Origin of the sequence: Polynucleobacter sp. VK25 (assembly GCF_018687355.1) — a bacterium.
Taxonomy (GTDB): domain Bacteria; phylum Pseudomonadota; class Gammaproteobacteria; order Burkholderiales; family Burkholderiaceae; genus Polynucleobacter.
This window is the reverse complement of the sequence record NZ_CP061288.1, coordinates 1,468,153-1,484,960: the sequence shown is the minus strand read 5'-3', so window position 1 is coordinate 1,484,960 and position 16,808 is coordinate 1,468,153. Positions and strand designations below refer to the sequence as shown.

The 16,808-nt window shown below is 46.5% G+C and carries 15 protein-coding genes; 13 read left to right on the top strand and 2 right to left on the bottom strand.

The genetic code is table 11. The features are described 5' to 3' along the window. Positions 1–4 precede the first annotated feature (4 nt). The 8 genes from rfaE1 (at position 5) to cysM (ending at position 8,748) form a co-directional block, all read left to right on the top strand. Positions 5–934 carry a D-glycero-beta-D-manno-heptose-7-phosphate kinase gene (gene rfaE1 / locus AOC21_RS07455; protein ID WP_215391377.1) on the top strand — a complete coding sequence of 310 codons (930 nt, stop codon included), beginning with the start codon at positions 5–7 and terminating at the stop codon, positions 932–934. After that, positions 931–1,950, top strand: coding sequence for an ADP-glyceromanno-heptose 6-epimerase (gene rfaD, locus AOC21_RS07450; RefSeq protein WP_215391376.1), 1,020 nt, complete (start codon positions 931–933; stop codon positions 1,948–1,950). The genes rfaE1 and rfaD overlap by 4 nt, the downstream gene beginning before the upstream one ends. 111 nt (positions 1,951–2,061) lie before the next feature. After that, positions 2,062–5,229, top strand: coding sequence for a CHAT domain-containing tetratricopeptide repeat protein (locus AOC21_RS07445; RefSeq protein ID WP_215391375.1), 3,168 nt, complete (start codon positions 2,062–2,064; stop codon positions 5,227–5,229). Positions 5,230–5,273: 44 nt separating this feature from the next. Then, positions 5,274–5,711: a hypothetical protein gene (locus tag AOC21_RS07440; protein ID WP_215391374.1), complete on the top strand. Its 438-nt coding sequence runs from the start codon at positions 5,274–5,276 to the stop codon at positions 5,709–5,711. An 86-nt stretch (positions 5,712–5,797) separates the two neighbouring features. Beyond that, a complete protein-coding gene (locus AOC21_RS07435; RefSeq protein WP_215391373.1) occupies positions 5,798–6,499 on the top strand; it encodes a hypothetical protein in 702 nt (233 codons plus the stop codon). 154 nt (positions 6,500–6,653) lie between these two features. Beyond that, on the top strand, positions 6,654–7,232 hold the full coding sequence (locus AOC21_RS07430; RefSeq protein WP_215391372.1) for a hypothetical protein: 579 nt from the start codon (positions 6,654–6,656) through the stop codon (positions 7,230–7,232). 134 nt (positions 7,233–7,366) lie between these two features. Next, positions 7,367–7,795, top strand: coding sequence for a helix-hairpin-helix domain-containing protein (locus tag AOC21_RS07425; RefSeq protein WP_251371479.1), 429 nt, complete (start codon positions 7,367–7,369; stop codon positions 7,793–7,795). 41 nt (positions 7,796–7,836) lie between these two features. Then, positions 7,837–8,748, top strand: coding sequence for a cysteine synthase CysM (gene cysM, locus AOC21_RS07420; protein WP_215391371.1), 912 nt, complete (start codon positions 7,837–7,839; stop codon positions 8,746–8,748). Here the strand turns inward: cysM and AOC21_RS07415 are convergent. Beyond that, positions 8,745–9,998 (bottom strand): lytic transglycosylase domain-containing protein, encoded by a 1,254-nt coding sequence (locus tag AOC21_RS07415; RefSeq protein ID WP_215391370.1) that lies wholly within the window; start codon positions 9,996–9,998, stop codon positions 8,745–8,747. The genes cysM and AOC21_RS07415 overlap by 4 nt on opposite strands. A gap of 83 nt (positions 9,999–10,081) precedes the next feature. Between AOC21_RS07415 and AOC21_RS07410 the strand changes: the two genes are divergently transcribed. Genes AOC21_RS07410 through AOC21_RS07390 form a run of 5 tightly spaced genes read left to right on the top strand, consistent with a single transcriptional unit; the run spans position 10,082 to position 16,286 of the window. Next, on the top strand, positions 10,082–11,002 hold the full coding sequence (locus AOC21_RS07410; RefSeq protein WP_215391369.1) for a histone deacetylase family protein: 921 nt from the start codon (positions 10,082–10,084) through the stop codon (positions 11,000–11,002). A 43-nt stretch (positions 11,003–11,045) separates the two neighbouring features. After that, positions 11,046–12,698, top strand: a complete 1,653-nt coding sequence (locus tag AOC21_RS07405) for an acyl-CoA synthetase (RefSeq protein ID WP_215391368.1) — start codon at positions 11,046–11,048, stop codon at positions 12,696–12,698. A 55-nt stretch (positions 12,699–12,753) separates the two neighbouring features. After that, entirely contained in the window at positions 12,754–13,503 is a 750-nt protein-coding gene (locus AOC21_RS07400; protein WP_215391367.1) for an electron transfer flavoprotein subunit beta/FixA family protein, read from the top strand. Further along, complete coding sequence (locus AOC21_RS07395; protein WP_215391366.1) at positions 13,504–14,439, top strand: electron transfer flavoprotein subunit alpha/FixB family protein; 936 nt, start codon at positions 13,504–13,506, stop codon at positions 14,437–14,439. Positions 14,440–14,498: 59 nt separating this feature from the next. After that, positions 14,499–16,286, top strand: a complete 1,788-nt coding sequence (locus tag AOC21_RS07390) for an acyl-CoA dehydrogenase (RefSeq protein WP_215391365.1) — start codon at positions 14,499–14,501, stop codon at positions 16,284–16,286. A 66-nt stretch (positions 16,287–16,352) separates the two neighbouring features. Here the strand turns inward: AOC21_RS07390 and AOC21_RS07385 are convergent, their stop codons facing one another. Next, the gene (locus tag AOC21_RS07385; protein ID WP_215391364.1) at positions 16,353–16,799 is read right to left on the bottom strand and encodes a hypothetical protein; all 447 of its coding nucleotides are present in this window, start codon (positions 16,797–16,799) and stop codon (positions 16,353–16,355) included. Positions 16,800–16,808 lie beyond the last annotated feature (9 nt).

Here is a 16,808-nt window from a genome sequence, read left to right as displayed (position 1 = left end):
ATAAATGGAAAAAGCCAATCGAGAACAGTTCTCTAAAGCCCGCCTGCTGGTAGTGGGTGATGTCATGCTGGATCGTTATTGGTTCGGCGACACCAATCGCATTTCTCCAGAAGCACCTGTGCCTGTTGTGCAGGTTGCCAAGATTGACGAGCGCCTTGGCGGTGCCGCTAACGTAGCCCGTAACGTCGCTGCACTCGATGCGAAAGCAACGATCCTTGGAATCGTAGGTAACGACGAGCCCGGTAAGCGTGTAGTGGAATTGTTAAAAGCAGGTGGTGTCGATAGCCAATTAGAGATTGATGGTGATGTTCCAACGATTGTGAAGTTGCGCGTCATTGCTCGCCAGCAACAATTGATACGCCTAGATTTTGAAGAAACCCCGAGTGCAAAAGCACTCGCCCATAAGTTAGAGCGTTTTGAAAAGCTCGTTGGCGATGCTGATGTCGTGATTCTGTCGGATTACGGTAAAGGTGCCTTAGGGCAAGTAGCGCATATGATTGAGCAAGCGAGAGCTCAAAATAAAATGATCTTGGTTGACCCCAAGGGTGAAGATTATGAGAAGTATCGTGGTGCTACTGTCTTAACACCTAACCGCAGCGAGTTACGCCAAGTGGTAGGGCAGTGGACCAGCGAAGAGGATTTAACCAAGAAAGCTCAAGACCTGAGAAAGTCCCTGGATCTTCAGGCGCTGCTCTTAACGCGCTCTGAGGATGGCATGAGTCTCTATACGGAATCCGGTGTGAGTCATGTCAAAGCCCAAGCGCGTGAAGTATTTGATGTCTCAGGTGCTGGTGATACTGTTATTGCAACACTAGCTGTTGCCTTGGCTGCAAAGTGGCCTTTAGAAAAAGCGATGGCACTTGCGAATCGTGCGGGCGGCATCGTCGTTGGTAAGTTGGGAACTGCAACCGTTACTTCAGAGGAATTACAGTGACTATTATCGTAACTGGCGCAGCTGGATTTATTGGTGCCAATATTGTTCAGGCGCTTAATGCCCGTGGCGAGAAAAATATCATCGCAGTGGATGATCTTCGTCCTGCGGATAAGTATCGCAACCTCGCCGATTTAGACATCATTGATTACCTTGATAAAGACGAGTTTCTAGAAGCTTTTAGAAGTGGTCGTTTTGGCAAAGTTAAAGCAGTCTTTCATGAGGGTGCCTGTTCCGATACGATGGAAACCGATGGTATTTTCATGATGGCGAACAACTATCGCTACACCATGGATTTGCTAGATATCTGTACCGTTAAAAAAGTACAACTACTTTACGCTTCTTCCGCTGCCACCTACGGTGGTTCAGACGTATTTGTAGAAAGCCGAGAGCATGAGAAGCCACTCAATATTTACGGCTACTCCAAGTTCTTATTTGATCAAGTGATGCGTAAGCGTTTTGCTGAGAAAGCCAACACAGCGCAGGTTGTTGGCTTTCGTTACTTCAATGTCTATGGTCCTCGTGAATCACACAAGGGTCGCATGGCCTCCGTTGCTTTTCATCAATACCATCAATACAAAGCTAATGGCCATGTAAAGCTCTTTGGTGAGTACGGTGGTTATGGTCCCGGCGAACAAAGCCGTGACTTTGTCTCGGTTGAAGACGTAGTGAAGGTAAACCTCTTTTTCCTGGATCATCCAGAAATCAGCGGCATTTTTAATTTAGGTAGCGGTCGTGCGCAACCCTTTAATGATGTCGCTCATGCAGTTGCAAATGCAATGCGCAAGCTAGATAAAGCAGCACCTGCATCACTCCAAGAATTGGTCAAAGAAAAGGCTATTGAGTACATCTCATTTCCGGATGCGCTCAAGGGTAAATATCAATGCTTTACCCAGGCTGATTTAACCAAGCTGAGAGCTGCCGGCTACACAGAGCCCTTTCTGAATGTAGAGCAGGGTGTCAGTCGCTATATTGAGTGGCTAGAGGCTAATTCAGGATTTTTAGCTAATCCCCTTTAAGGCATAAACTGGCGTTTTTTAGCGCCAGATCCCTTTACCTAGGTAGTCCTACCTAGAAAACCCTTCACATTGGTGGGTTACTATATTGCTTATAAAAACTAGGAGATTCCTGTGCGTAAGCATTCCCTTATTTCATCAATATTGCTGTGCTGCACCATGGTGCTGCTACCGATCTATTCATTTGCAGCTCCGACTAAAGATGAGGTAGATGTTGAGAGTGTGAAGGCACCCCCAAGGGATGTAAAAGATATCCTGAGGCTGATTGAGCAAACCAAGCCAGACTTAGCTATCGTAGAGCGCGCACAAAAAGTAGTGGCAATGCCCTTGCCTGCTAAACAAGATAGTGAGGTCTTGAACCACTATTACACCAGGCGTTCAGCTGCCTATGAGGATCTCGGCAATACAGTTGAGGCCTTGAAAAATTTAGAGATTGCAGTCAATCAATATCCTTCTACGAATCCGCAGCTTCATCTAAATGATCTGGTGAATTTGAGTGTGCTGGAAAGTTCTGCCGGGAAACAATCTACAGCGATTGCTCTTATTCAAAAAGCCCAGGCCTATCAATTAGCGGCGTTGCCTCGCTTAACTGGTTTTCAAATATCAATGGGCAGGTTGCTGATTACCTATTATGTAAATTCTGGAAATTTCGATGCAGCAAAAAAAGAGCTCGATATCTTGGAGGGTAAGTTAAATGTACTAAGGTCATCCCGTGGTTATATAGAGTACGGCCCTATATGGGAGTCCGGGTATGAGAGTTCTCGCGGAATCTATTTCTCTGGCCAAGGACAGTGGATTGAGAGCGAGCGAGCTCTGAGAAAAACACTTTATTTGCTTGAAGCTCAGTATCAAAGAGTTAAAAATAGTGCGAGTAAGATTGATGTCGTAGGGGATGATGTGAGAGTCGCTAACGACGCTTCAAATAATCCTCGCATATACGTTACGCAAATTGCGAATCGCGAATTAAATTTATCCAATGTATTGCTCAGGCAGAGAAAATTAATTGATGCTGAGTACTATGCTCGTAAATCAATTACCCTCTCTCTATTAAATTTCGGATCAAACTCAATTGAAGTGGCGCGCGGTCTAAGAAGTCTTGCTACTGTTGTGAATGAGCAGGGGAGATATGCCGAGGCTGTTCTTTTGTCGAGACTGGCCGTTAGTACGATGAAAGCTTCCGGGGCAACGGGAGCCAACAACACATTAGCCCTAGCCCAACGCTCCTTGGGTTCTGCACTTGTGTCTGATGGAAAATATGCAGAAGCTAATAAATCTTTTGAAGAGATGGCTGCGGGCATTAAAACTGATCCAGAAATTGCCAGTAGCTATCAGTTTGGCGATCTTGATTGGGTCTTAGCTATGCTAAAGACTGGTAAAGCTAGTCAAGCAAACGAAATGGTAGGTGCTATGCTGAAGCGGACGGAGTCTTCCGCAGATAAAAACTCCCCCCGAGTGGCAATGGTTAGGGCTTTTGATGCAGCTAGCTTGCAGGCGGAGAATAAGTGGTCTGAGGCAGATGCCGCATACAAGTTATCAATGCCTGTATTGATTGATCAAACGCGGAACGATGCGGAAAATGACACTAGTAGCATCAAGCAACAACAACGCATGACTTTTTTATTCGAAAGTTATTTAGCTTCATTAGCGTACACAGCGAAAAATGATCCTAGTCAGGCTACAGCTGCTGCGGCACAGGCTTTTCAGGTAGCTGATATCGCAAGAGGCAGTGGAGTACAGAGAGCTCTGACTGCAAGTGCTGCCCGAGCAAGTATTAAAGATCCGCAACTTGCTGAACTAGCGAGACAGGAGCAGGATTTACAGAGAAGAATTAATACACTCTCAGAATTGCTCACTGGTTTGCGTTCAGCACCGCCAGATCAGCAATTGCCTGGAGTTCAGTCCAAAATTCAAGCTGATATTGGCGTGTTTAAATCGCAGCGTGAAGCGTTAAAAAAAGAGATTGAGCGTAAGTTTCCTGACTATGCCGAATTGGTCGAGCCAAAGCCTGCTTCGATTGAGCGCACCCAAAGAGCGCTGAAGCCGGATGAAGTATTGGTCTCCTGGTACTTCGCTGATAACGTTGGTTATGTTTGGGCAATTACAAAAGATAGGCCAGCACAGTTTGTTCAATTGTCAGTTGGTCGATCACAAATAGCTAAAGAAGTAGCGCAACTACGTAAATCTTTGGATCCGGGTGTTGCAACCATCGATGAGATACCGCCTTACGATGTCGCTTTGGCAAATCAGATCTATCAGCAAGTATTGGCGCCGGTACAAAGCGCCTTTGCAGGTAAAAAAGTAATGCTCACCGTACCGCATGCTGAGCTGGGCCAACTTCCCTTATCACTTCTTGTTACAAAACCAACTGCTCAGCCAGCTAAAGGCGGTGCAGTTCCATTTAGTGGCTATAAAACTGTACCTTGGTTAACCAGAGATATTGCGGTTGCTCAGGTGCCGTCTGTTACCGCTTTAACTGCATTGCGGGCTTTGCCTGTTGGCAACCCTAACCGTAAAAACTTTATTGGTTTTGGTGACCCTTACTTTAGTAGTGATCAGGAAAAGACGGCGCAAAAACAAGCAAAAGCTACGCAATTGGCGACACGCGGAATTCCACTATCTTTGCGGAGTGCGCCAAAGACTTCAGGTGTTAGCTCTGCTGAATTAGCGCTCTTACCTCGCTTGCCCGACACCAGTCTTGAGTTGGAAGAGATTGGCAAAGCAATTGGGGCGGGGGATGGAGATATCTTCTTGCATCAACAGGCATCTGTGAAGCAAGTAATGTCAACGGACTTATCGAATCGCAAGGTGGTGATGTTTGCTACTCATGGTCTTGTTCCTGGCGAATTGAATGGCTTAACCCAGCCAGCACTTGCTTTGTCATCTCCTGATGTAACTGGTGATAAAGATGACGGCTTGCTCACGATGGATAAGGTTATTACTTTGAAATTAGATGCAGACTGGGTGGTGCTATCCGCTTGTAATACTGCTGCCGGTGAAGGGGCTGGCTCTGAGGCGGTATCCGGTTTGGGTAGGGCATTCTTCTTTGCAGGCGCCAAAGCGCTTCTAGTTTCTAACTGGCCGGTAGATTCGGTGGCTTCCAGAACAATGATGACCGACCTATTTAGAAGTCAACAAAAAGCCCAAGGCACCAGTAAAGCCGAGCTTTTGAGACAGGCTATGCTGAACCAGATTGATCAAGGTGGCATGAAGGAGGGCAGCAATATGAAGTACGCCTATGCCCACCCCTTGTTCTGGGCTCCGTTTGTAGTGGTTGGGGATTGATTTAAGATCTACCTATTGAGTAACTTTAATTATTGAAGGCTTTTATGAAATTCACCAAAGTACTGTTTGCCTCACTCGCATTGACCGTTTCTCAGCTGGCGATCTCCGCGCCTTTGATCAGTGCAAAAGAAGCTGCCTTGCCACCGGCTGCGGGATCATTGGCAACACGTGGCATTTCTCGTGGACCGGCGATTAAATTAGCATCACCTGAAGCCGATACCCCAGTGGCAGCACCATTTGATTTCAAAGTGAATTTTGAAGCGCGTGGCGATGCAAAGATAGATCCAAGTTCCGTTAAGGTGGTTTATATGAAATCACCCTTCGTAGATTTGACTCCACGTCTTAAGAATGCAATCTCCGCTAATGGTATTGATTTTGCAAAAGCAGATGTGCCACCTGGTACTCATACTATTCGCGTCACCGTTAAAGACTCAGAAGGTCGTGAAACAAATTCAGTATTAAATTTAGTAGTTAATAAATAATGAATTGTCCATATTGCCTTTCGGAAGTATCTGAGGAGGCTTACGTCTGCAAAACTTGTAGCCGTGATCTCTACTTGCTCAAGCCTATGATGTCTAAGGTGGCGGCACTGGAAGAGAAATTAGCTACCATTCCAAGCCCAGAGCTCTATGAGCTCAGAATTGCTGAGCTTGAGAATATGGTGGAAGAGCAGCATCAAAAGATATTAAAAAGATCTCCGATCAGTTGGATTTTGGATATTGCTCTGTATCTGGTAGTACCTCTGCTGCTCTTGTTGTTGGCTCATTGGTTGATTGCGGTGGTATATGACACCAAGATGATTTATTTGCGGATCATCTCCATGGTATTGCCTCTACCATTTGCTTATGCTCTTTTTAATAAACATGCGCACAAAGTAATGCCCTGGTTTATCGGGGTGATCTTTTTGGCGATTGCCTCAGTGATTGGCATGAGTTGGATTACGAGCTTGGTCGATAACTCACCTGTATGGCCACAAAACTTGTTTGAGTGGAAAGAAGTCTTGGAGTATTCCGCCAGTATTGCGTTTAGTTTCTTAACCGGTATGTTGCTTGGTGGCGTTGCTTATGCAGCAAAGCAAAGAGCACGTAGAGCTGGCTTGGCAAGCTCGATGATGAAGGTTGCCGCCCTGAATTTTCAGGATGGTGGCGCCTCTCTTAAAAATGTTCATGGCTTAATGAAGACGCTACAGGAATATGGTGGCACGATTGTGGCCTTAGGAACTACTGCAGTATCTATTTATACCGGTCTAAAGGGCATCATTGGTAGTTAAGTCTTTATGGGCGCTCTGCTTTTGTTTTGTGACTGCTACTGCGCAGTCACAAATTTTTGATATTCCTCATCAGCAGGAATCACCCACAAGAACTCTGCTTATCCCTACACCAAATGCGAAAGCATTAGTGCTGTTGTTTCCTGGGGGTGGGGGTATGATGCGCCTCACAGATGATGGCGTAACTAAAAACCGACATACATTTATTCGATCGGCAAACCTGTGGTCTCAATATCAGATTGATGCAGTATTAGTAGACACCCCTTATGATTTAGGCGATGTAAGGCGGGGAGACCTTCGGGGGCGAGGGGATCACCTAGCAAGAGTTGGCGAAGTGGTTCGTTATTACAAAAAGAAAACAAAGCTACCTATTTGGATTTTCGGGCACAGCATGGGCACCTCAACTGCGACTAATTTTGTCAATCAGCTCAACGATGAATCTAAATTACTCTCAGGCGTCATCATTGCTGGTACCGTTAGAACAGCCACTCTTAGCGATGATGTAGATTTGCCTATTGAGGCAATTCATCATGCTCGAGACGAATGTTTGGTTACTCCGATATCCGCATCGCAACGCATCATTTCGGGCAGACCTAAAAACTTTGTGTCACAAATGGAATTTATCGACGGCGGTATCAGTGAAGGTAATGTTTGTGATTCTTTTGCTTATCACGGCTTTAACCAGACTGAGCCTGAGTTTGTTAAGCGTGCAGCCCAATTTATTTTGAGTCATTAGATGGGAGATTTATCAGTAAGTACTGATTGGTGTGTCCCTTCAAAAAACTAGTCAACCTCAACCCGCTTTATTCGTTGTAAACGATCCACGCGCACTTTGTGCCTGTGGATTTTTTATTTATTACGGGAGAAAAAATGACTCAATATTTCAATGTAGAGAAAATACGCAGCTTCATTGGGGTTGCTGCAGTAGCTGTCGCTGTTTTGGTGTCAGGATCTGGTGCGGTATATGCCTCACCCATTAACGTCAATACTGCCACCCAAACCGAACTAGAGAGTATCAAAGGGATTGGCCCCGCTAAAGCAAAGACGATTATTGCTGAGCGTTTAGATGGCGGGCATTTTCAGGACGCCAATGACTTGCAAAAGCGGGTGCGTGGAATTGGCATGAAATCGGTAGAAAAAATGGTGGATAACGGTTTAACAATCGAGGCCCCAAGTTCCTTTCGAGAGCCCAACGGCCGCACCCAAAAGGAGGGCGGCGCCTCTGGTCGACGCAATTCTCGTAATCAAGTTCATTCTCGCAATCAGCAGGAGCGTTCGGGGGCAGGGCGCCGAAATTAAGCCCTTTCGTGTGTAGGCTTGCTTATGGCTAAAATGGCTTCATGAGCAAACCTTCTTACCTCACTATTTCGCAGACCGTTGGCAATACGCCTTCGGTTCGTTTGCAGCGTATTCCTGGCTTGGAAAACGAGAATCGCAATAATGTGATCTTGGGTAAGTTGGAAGGAAATAATCCAGCCGGGTCGGTGAAGGACCGACCTGCGCTGTCGATGATCGCGCGCGCACAAGAGCGCGGTGAAATTAAACCTGGCGATACACTAATTGAAGCAACTAGCGGTAATACAGGTATTGCTTTGGCAATGACTGCAGCGATGCTTGGTTACAAAATGATTTTGGTGATGCCAGAAAATCAAAGTATTGAACGTCGTCAAAGCATGGCGGCCTATGGTGCTGAACTGATTTTGACCGCAGCCTCTGGTGGCATGGAATTTGCTAGAGATTACGCTTTGCAATTGCAAAGAGAGGGTCGTGGTCGATTGCTTGATCAATTTGCTAATCCAGACAATCCCAGGGCGCACATTGAGACTACCGGCCCTGAAATCTGGCGCGATACAGATGGGCAGGTTACCCATTTTGTTTCTGCCATGGGTACTACTGGAACCATTACCGGAGTATCGACTTATCTCAAGTCTATGAATCCCGCGATTCAGATTATTGGTGCACAGCCCGAAGAGGGCTCTCAAATTCCGGGTATTCGCAAATGGGCCCCTGAGTATTTGCCGAAGATTTACCAAGGTGATCGCGTTGATGCGATCGAGTTTGTATCTCAAGCAGATGCTGAAGAGATGGCGCGTCGCCTGGCTGCAGAAGAGGGTATATTTTGTGGCATTTCCGCTGGAGGTGCTTTGGTGGTGGCTTTGCGGATTGCGCGTCAGGTTGAAAATGCCACGATCGTCTTTATTGTTTGCGACCGTGGTGATCGTTACTTATCTACTGGCGTCTTTCCTGCTTAAGTAGATTTCACCTTTTTCTTTGAGACCGATTTCTTAGATTTAGATTTTTCGCCAGAGGCTTTGGAGCCACTATTTTTAGTTGCGCTCTCTACTGGTACCACGCTCTGATTTTTATAACCCAAAGCCTCGGCAAACTCAGCAACACTTTGAGCATAGAAATAACTTCGGTTGTACTGAACTATCGTCAGAAAGTTATTTAAGCCAACAAAATACTGCACTTGGTCTGAGCCATCTTTATCGGGGTAAGGTAAATCTACAATGAAAGCCTTATTTTGCGGCTCTACACCACCACTTTGCAGGTCGCCCTGTTGTTTGGTGAGAACACCTTTATCAATGAGTTCTTGAACGGTAAATTTCAGCTGAGGCTCGCCATCAGCCAACTCTTTGGCTGCAGCGAGGCCATTGGCTTGAACTGGAAAAGAAATCGGCATACCGGTTTGCCAGCCATGCTTTTTCATGAAATTACCAACGCTGGCAATCGCATCCTTCGGACTTTGCTTGAGATCGATTTGGCCGTCCCCATCTCCGTCGACTGCAAAGCTACGAATACTACTAGGCATGAACTGCGGTAGACCAATAGCGCCAGCGTAAGAGCTGTTCTGATTTAAGCAGGCGCTAAAACGTGCGCCGTTAATACCTTGACTGCTATTTTTGGAGGGTAGCTTGCCGCCCGCTTCCGTCCAGCATAGGAGAATGAGCTCTTTGAGTTGGTCTTTGAAGAGTTGCTCGCGGGCTGGTTTATTGGGCGTATCAGGGTAGCTAAAGGCCAGAGTTGAAAGAACATCCTTCACCCTGAAATTGCCGGTTTGGCGACCATAAATGGTTTCAATGCCAATAATGGCCACAATAATCTCGGCCGGCACCCCTGAATCTTGCTCAACTTGGCTCAAAAAGGCCTGATTTTGCTCCCAGAACGCTCTGCCGGCCTTGAGGCGAACGGGTTCAATAAAGCGTTTGCGGTAAGCCAGCCAATTTTTCTTAAAAGAGCCCGATGGGGGTAATACCAATTTGCGGATTGATGGAATCGTTTTAGCATCTAGGAAGCCCATTTCTAGGGCTGGTAGCGGGATTTCTTGGGCTTGGGAGACTTGTCCTAGTAGTTCGTTGAGGTTTTGGCTAAAACGCGCCTCTGTGACCGCATCATCAGTCTGGTTTACGATGGACTGTTGCGATTGGGTTGGCTGTGTTGGGGTGCTAGAGCATCCTGTCAGCGCAAGAGCTAAGAGTAAGTAGGCGATGCGAAAGTTCATGCAGTGGGCCTTGGATTTTTGAATATTGAGCACGTTTTATTAGATTATAAAAATTACAAATTTGCTATTGAGGATTTTGAGTAATGACAACAGGATACATAACTCATCCGGACTTTCTGAAACATGAGATGGGAAGCCATCATCCAGAGTGTCCAGAACGAATTCAGGCGATCAATGATCAGCTGATTCGCAGTGGTATTGATACCCTCCTGCATCATCTAGATGCACCCTTGGCAACCGAAGATCAGTTGGAGTTGGTGCATAGCCCAGATCACGTGTCTTTTGTGCGCGATCGCGCTCCTGAGAGTGGATATTTCATGCTAGATGGCGATACCATCATGAATCCCCATACCTATAGAGTAGCGCTTAGAGCTGCTGGTGCAGCTATTGCTGGCGTCGATGCTGTGATGAAAGGCGAAGTGGAGAATGTCTTTTGTGCAGTAAGACCACCAGGACATCATGCAGAGCCAACCCGCTCTATGGGATTTTGTTTATTTGATAACGTAGCCATTGCAGCGCGTTATGCGATGGAAACCTATGGCATTGAGCGTGTGGCCATTATTGATTTTGACGTTCATCATGGCAATGGCACTGAAGCAGCGTTCTTCAATGACCCTAATGTCTTGATGTGCAGTTTCTTTCAACATCCTTTTTATCCCTACAGCGGCCTTGATCACGCCAATAACATGGTCAATGTGCCGTTGCCAGCCGCTACTCGCGGTGATGTAGTGCGCTCGATCGTAGAGGAGCAATGGTTGCCTGCTTTGCGTAATTTTGAGCCTGAACTCATCATGATTTCAGCGGGTTTTGATGCCCATCGCGAAGATGATCTAGGGCAAATGGGTTTAGTAGAGGATGACTACGCTTGGATTACGAAGCGCTTAAAAGAAATTGCTAATGACTATGCACAAGGGCGAATAGTGAGTTGCTTGGAAGGGGGTTACAACCTCTCAGCTTTAGGCCGTAGTGTAGTAGCCCATGTAAAGGCATTGGCAGATATTTAATATAGTAAATGTGATTTAGTAAAACTGAAATCGAAAGCTGATGATGGCAAATATTTATGAACAGGGCTTGGATCGTAATCCAGCTAATTACACCCCCATTACCCCTCTGCTTTTTTTAGAGCGTTCTGCACAAATTTATCCCAATAAGACGGCCGTTGTTCATGGAAAATTGCGTCAGACCTGGGCGCAAACCTATGAGCGTTGCCGTCGCTTGGCAAGCGCCTTGCAAAAACACGGTATTGGCTTAGGTGACACGGTAGCGGTGATGTTGCCAAATACACCGCCAATGGTGGAGGCGCACTTTGGCATTCCAATGTCAGGCGCAGTCTTGAATGCCCTAAATACCCGCTTGGATGCAGAGTCGGTCGCGTTTATGCTCAATCATGGTGAGGCAAAAGTCGTCATCGTAGATCCAGAGTTTTCAGTAGTCATGAAAAAAGCACTCGAGATCGCCAAAAAAGAATCTGGCCGTGAATTCTTGGTGGTAGATGTTGAAGAAAAAGAATTTGATGTTCCTGGCGAGAAGCTGGGCAAACTTACTTATGAGCAATTGCTTTCTGAGGGTGATCCTCACTTTGCATGGCAAGTGCCTGCTGATGAGTGGCAAGCTATTTGCTTGAATTACACCTCGGGTACTACGGGCAATCCTAAAGGCGTCGTGTATCACCACCGCGGCGCTGCAATCAATGCAGTGTCGAATGTGTTGGACTGGGATATGAATAAGCACCCTGTTTATCTCTGGACTCTGCCAATGTTTCATTGCAATGGCTGGTGCTTCCCGTGGACGATTGCTGCACGTGCTGGAGTAAATGTGTGCTTACGTCGGGTTGATGCGCAGCATATTTTTGCAGCGATTAAAGAACATGGTGTGACCCACTATTGCGCGGCACCGATTGTGCATAACTTATTGGTTAATGCACCTGATGAGTTGAAGGCTGGCGTGCCAGCAGGTGTCAAGGGCTTGATTGCTGGTGCTGCGCCACCCGCATCGATTATTGAAGGCATGGAAAAGTTGGGCTTTGACTTAACGCACGTTTATGGCTTAACTGAGGTGTATGGCCCAGCGTCTGTATGTGTCAAACAAGATGAATGGAATGATTTGGATATTGGTGAGCGCGCTCGTTTGAATGCGCGTCAAGGTGTGCGCTATCACATGCAGCAAGCAATTGCAGTTCTGGATCCCGAAACAATGCAGCCGGTTCCAGCGGATGGTGAAACCATGGGCGAGATTATGTTCAAGGGTAATATCGCCATGAAGGGCTATTTGAAGAATGAAAAAGCAACTCAAGAAGCCTTTGAGGGTGGCTGGTTTCACTCGGGCGATTTAGCTGTCATGAACCCTGATGGCTATGTGAAGATGAAGGACCGTAGTAAGGACATCATTATTTCTGGAGGAGAAAACATCTCCTCCGTAGAAGTTGAGGATGTGCTTTATCGCCACCCCGCAATTAATGCTGCCGCTGTAGTTGCCAAACCGGATCCAAAGTGGGGTGAAACCCCTTGTGCCTTCCTGGAAATTAAGCCCGGTGCAGAGGTGACCGCCGAGGAAATCATTGCCCATTGCAAACAGCATTTGGCTGGCTTTAAGGTTCCTAGGGCGATTGTGTTCTGTGAGCTACCAAAGACCTCTACTGGCAAGATTCAGAAGTTTGAGTTGCGCAAGCAGGCTGGATCAGCCGCTGCTATTGATGTCTAGAGTAAGGCCTTGAGGGCGGATAAAATAGATCGTTAACCATTATTGAGAATTCCAAATGAAAATCTTAGTAGCTGTAAAACGCGTTGTTGATTACAACGTCAAAATTCGGGTGAAATCAGATAACTCTGGCGTGGATTTAGCCAACGTCAAAATGAGTATGAATCCTTTTGATGAAATCGCTGTTGAAGAAGCGGTGCGTTTAAAAGAAGCGGGCGTAGCAACCGAAGTGCTTGTGGTGTCTGCCGGCGCGACTCAATGCCAAGAAACTCTTCGTACTGCATTAGCTATTGGTGCTGACCGTGCAATCCTTGTTGAAACAGATGCAGAATTACAGCCTTTAGCAGTAGCCAAGATCCTCAAAGCACTCTCCGATAAAGAGCAGGCACAAATCATCATTCTCGGTAAGCAAGCAATTGATGACGATAGCAATCAAACGGGTCAGATGTTAGCCAGTCTGTTAGATATCCCACAGGCAACCTTTGCTTCTAAAGTGGTAGTTGCAGATGGCAAAGCTACTGTTACTCGCGAAGTTGACGGCGGTCTAGAAACTATTGCACTTACATTGCCTGCAGTGATCACTACTGACTTACGTTTGAACGAGCCACGCTATGTGACTTTACCGAACATCATGAAGGCGAAGAAGAAAACGATTGATATCGTGAAGCCTGAAGACTTGGGTGTAGATATTGCCCCACGCCTCAAAACAATCAAAGTAGAAGAGCCACCTAAGCGTAGTGCAGGTGTGATGGTTGCTGATGTAGCAGCCCTTGTAGAAAAACTCAAAAATGAAGCGAAGGTGATCTAAATGGCCGCACTTGTAATTGCCGAACACGATAATCAATCTCTCAAAGCAGCAACCTTGAATGCGGTAGCGGCTGCTTTGCAGTGCTCACCAGAAGTGGATGTGCTCGTTGCTGGAAGTGGTGCTGATGCGGCTGCAGCTGCGGCAGCCCAAATTACTGGCGTACGTAAAGTTATTCAAATGGATGCAGCCAATCTAGCGGATCAATTAGCTGAACCCTTAGCGGCGCAGATCCTCTCCATTGCGAATGGCTATAGCCATATCTTGGCACCTGCAACCGCAAACGGCAAGAATGTATTGCCACGCGTTGCTGCACAGTTAGATGTAGCCCAGTTATCTGACGTCACTAAAGTCATCTCTGCAGATACTTTCGAGCGTCCAATTTATGCAGGCAATGCGATTGCGACCGTGCAAAGTGCCGACCCAATCAAAGTGATTACCGTCCGTACTACTGGTTTTGATCCTGTAGCTGCTACTGGTGGTTCAGCTGCTGTAGAAAAAGCTGCCGCCGCTGACAGCAAGGCACAGTCATCTTTTGTTGGTCGCGAGTTAACTAAATCGGATCGTCCAGAATTGACCGCTGCCAAAATTATTGTTTCTGGTGGTCGTGGTTTGGGCTCTGGTGAAAAGTATCAGGAGTTGATTGCACCTCTGGCTGATAAGCTCGGGGCTGCCTTAGGAGCATCGCGTGCTGCTGTAGATGCCGGTTACGTTCCGAATGATTACCAAGTGGGTCAGACTGGCAAGATTGTCGCCCCTCAGCTTTACATCGCAGTTGGTATCTCCGGTGCTATTCAGCATTTGGCAGGTATGAAAGACTCCAAAGTGATCGTAGCCATCAATAAAGATCCAGAGGCGCCAATATTTGGTGTTGCTGACTATGGCCTGGTGGCAGATTTAAATACTGCTGTGCCTGAATTAACCAAAGCACTTAGCTGACACTTAGTTGATCACTTAGTTGATGTATTGAGTATCAAACCGAATAAAGAGGAGTTGTAATGCCATACGTAGCCCCAGTGAAAGATATGTTGTTTGTGATGAATGAACTGGCTGGGCTATCGGATGTTGTTGCCTATCCTTCTTATGCAGAGGCAGGCGCAGACGTAGATTTAGCACCTGCTATTTTGGAAGAATCCGCCAAATTCAATCAAGACGTTGTTGCACCACTCAATTGGGCTGGTGATCAAAACCCAAGCTCATTAAAAGATGGGGTAGTTACTACTACTCCTGGTTTCAAGGATGCCTTTGAGCAATACGCTGCTGCAGGATGGCAGGGTGTGATTCATCCAGCAGAGTTTGGTGGCCAAGGCTTGCCAAAGTTGATCTCTACCGCTTGTTTAGAAATGGTGAATGCAGCCAACCTTTCTTTTGCACTCTGTCCATTGCTGACCGACGGTGCTATTGAGGCGCTATTAACTGCTGCTAGCCCAGAACTTCAGGAGCAATATGTTCCAAAGATGATCTCTGGTGAGTGGACTGGAACGATGAACTTGACTGAACCACAAGCTGGCTCTGATCTTGCGATGGTTCGTTCACGCGCCGTTCCTGAAGGTGATGGTACTTACAAGATTTTTGGCACTAAAATTTATATCACCTATGGTGAGCACGATATGGCTAAGAACATTATCCATTTAGTGCTTGCAAGAACACCTGATGCGCCAGAAGGTGTGAAAGGTATTTCTTTATTCGTAGTACCGAAGTTTATGGTAAATAAAGATGGTTCATTGGGCGAACGTAATGATGTGCATTGCGTTTCGATCGAACATAAGCTTGGTATTAAAGCGAGTCCAACAGCGGTTCTGCAGTTTGGAGATCATGGCGGCGCAGTCGGCTACCTAGTGGGCGAGGAAAATCGCGGACTGGAATACATGTTCGTGATGATGAATGCAGCTCGCTTTGCAGTAGGCATGCAAGGAATTGCAGTTGCAGAGCGCGCATATCAAAAGGCAGTTCAATATGCAAAAGATCGTGTTCAAAGTCGTGACTTAGCGGGTTCAGCTGGTCCAGTTGCAATTATTCATCAGCCGGATGTGAAGCGGATGCTCATGACTATGCGAGCTTATACAGAAGCATCGCGTGCTTTGGCATACTACGCTGCCTCTGCATACGACGCGCAGCATGCCGCTCCTGATGAGGCAATTCGCAAAGCCAATCAAGCGATTTATGAGTTCTTAGTGCCAATCGTTAAGGGCTTCTCTACAGAGATGTCGATCGAGGTGGCCAGCTTAGGCGTTCAAGTGCATGGCGGTATGGGCTTTATTGAAGAAACTGGCGCTGCACAGTATTACCGTGATGCTCGTATCTTGACGATTTACGAGGGCACTACCGCGATTCAGGCAAATGACCTGGTTGGTAGAAAAACAGTGCGTGATGGTGGTGCTATTGCGAAAGAGTTATCTCAGAGAATTGCTGCTACTGAAAAAGATTTGGCTGCAAGTGGTAGTGATGACGCTAAAGCAGTACTCAAACAGCTTACATTGGCGCGTGCTGCATTTGAGCAAGCAGTGACTTATATTGTTGCAAATGCAAAGACCGATATCAAAGCTGTATATGCAGGCAGTTTTGCTTATCTGCGTTTGTCAGGTCTCGTATTGGGTGGTTGGCAAATGGCTAGAGCACTTTTAGCTGCAGAACGTATGCGTGATGGCGATCCAAAGTTCTATGATGCAAAGATTGCTACAGCACGTTTTTTTGCTGAGAACCTCATGCCTCAAGCGCAAGCCTTGGCTACATCGATTGTTGAGAGTGGCCACTCCACAAACGCATTAGAAGTAGAGCAGTTCTAAAAGGGCTTACAGAGAATAAAAAACCGCTCCAAAGAGCGGCTCTTGCAAAAGAAAAGCTATCTGCAATTACTGGGATAGCTTTTTTGCTTCATGGATTTGAGAAATAAAGAATTGCTCGAACGAGACTGCTAAAAAGGTCATCATGACGCCAGCACCAAAGACTAAAGAGAAAATTACGGTCAGGATGACTAGCCAGCCAGAGCGGCTGCGTCGGTGTTCTTCAATGCCGGGATTAAATTGCGCATCCCACTTTTCATCAAGACGAAGACCGTAGGCAATGGTGGTTAACCAGCTTGCTTCAATCGCAATAAAACCAAAGGTAATTAGCACCCAGCCTGGGGCTGAATGAAAGTGTGCGTCTTTCAAAATGACCCAGCCTGCTGCGCCACCAATTAAGGCAAATAATTGCACCCACGCCCAAAAGGATTTCAGTCCCTGGAGGTAAAAGCAATTGAGTCCACTGCCAGGGAAAACGAATCCGAGTGCGCAAAAAACAAGTTTGGATTTTTTCATGAGAATTTT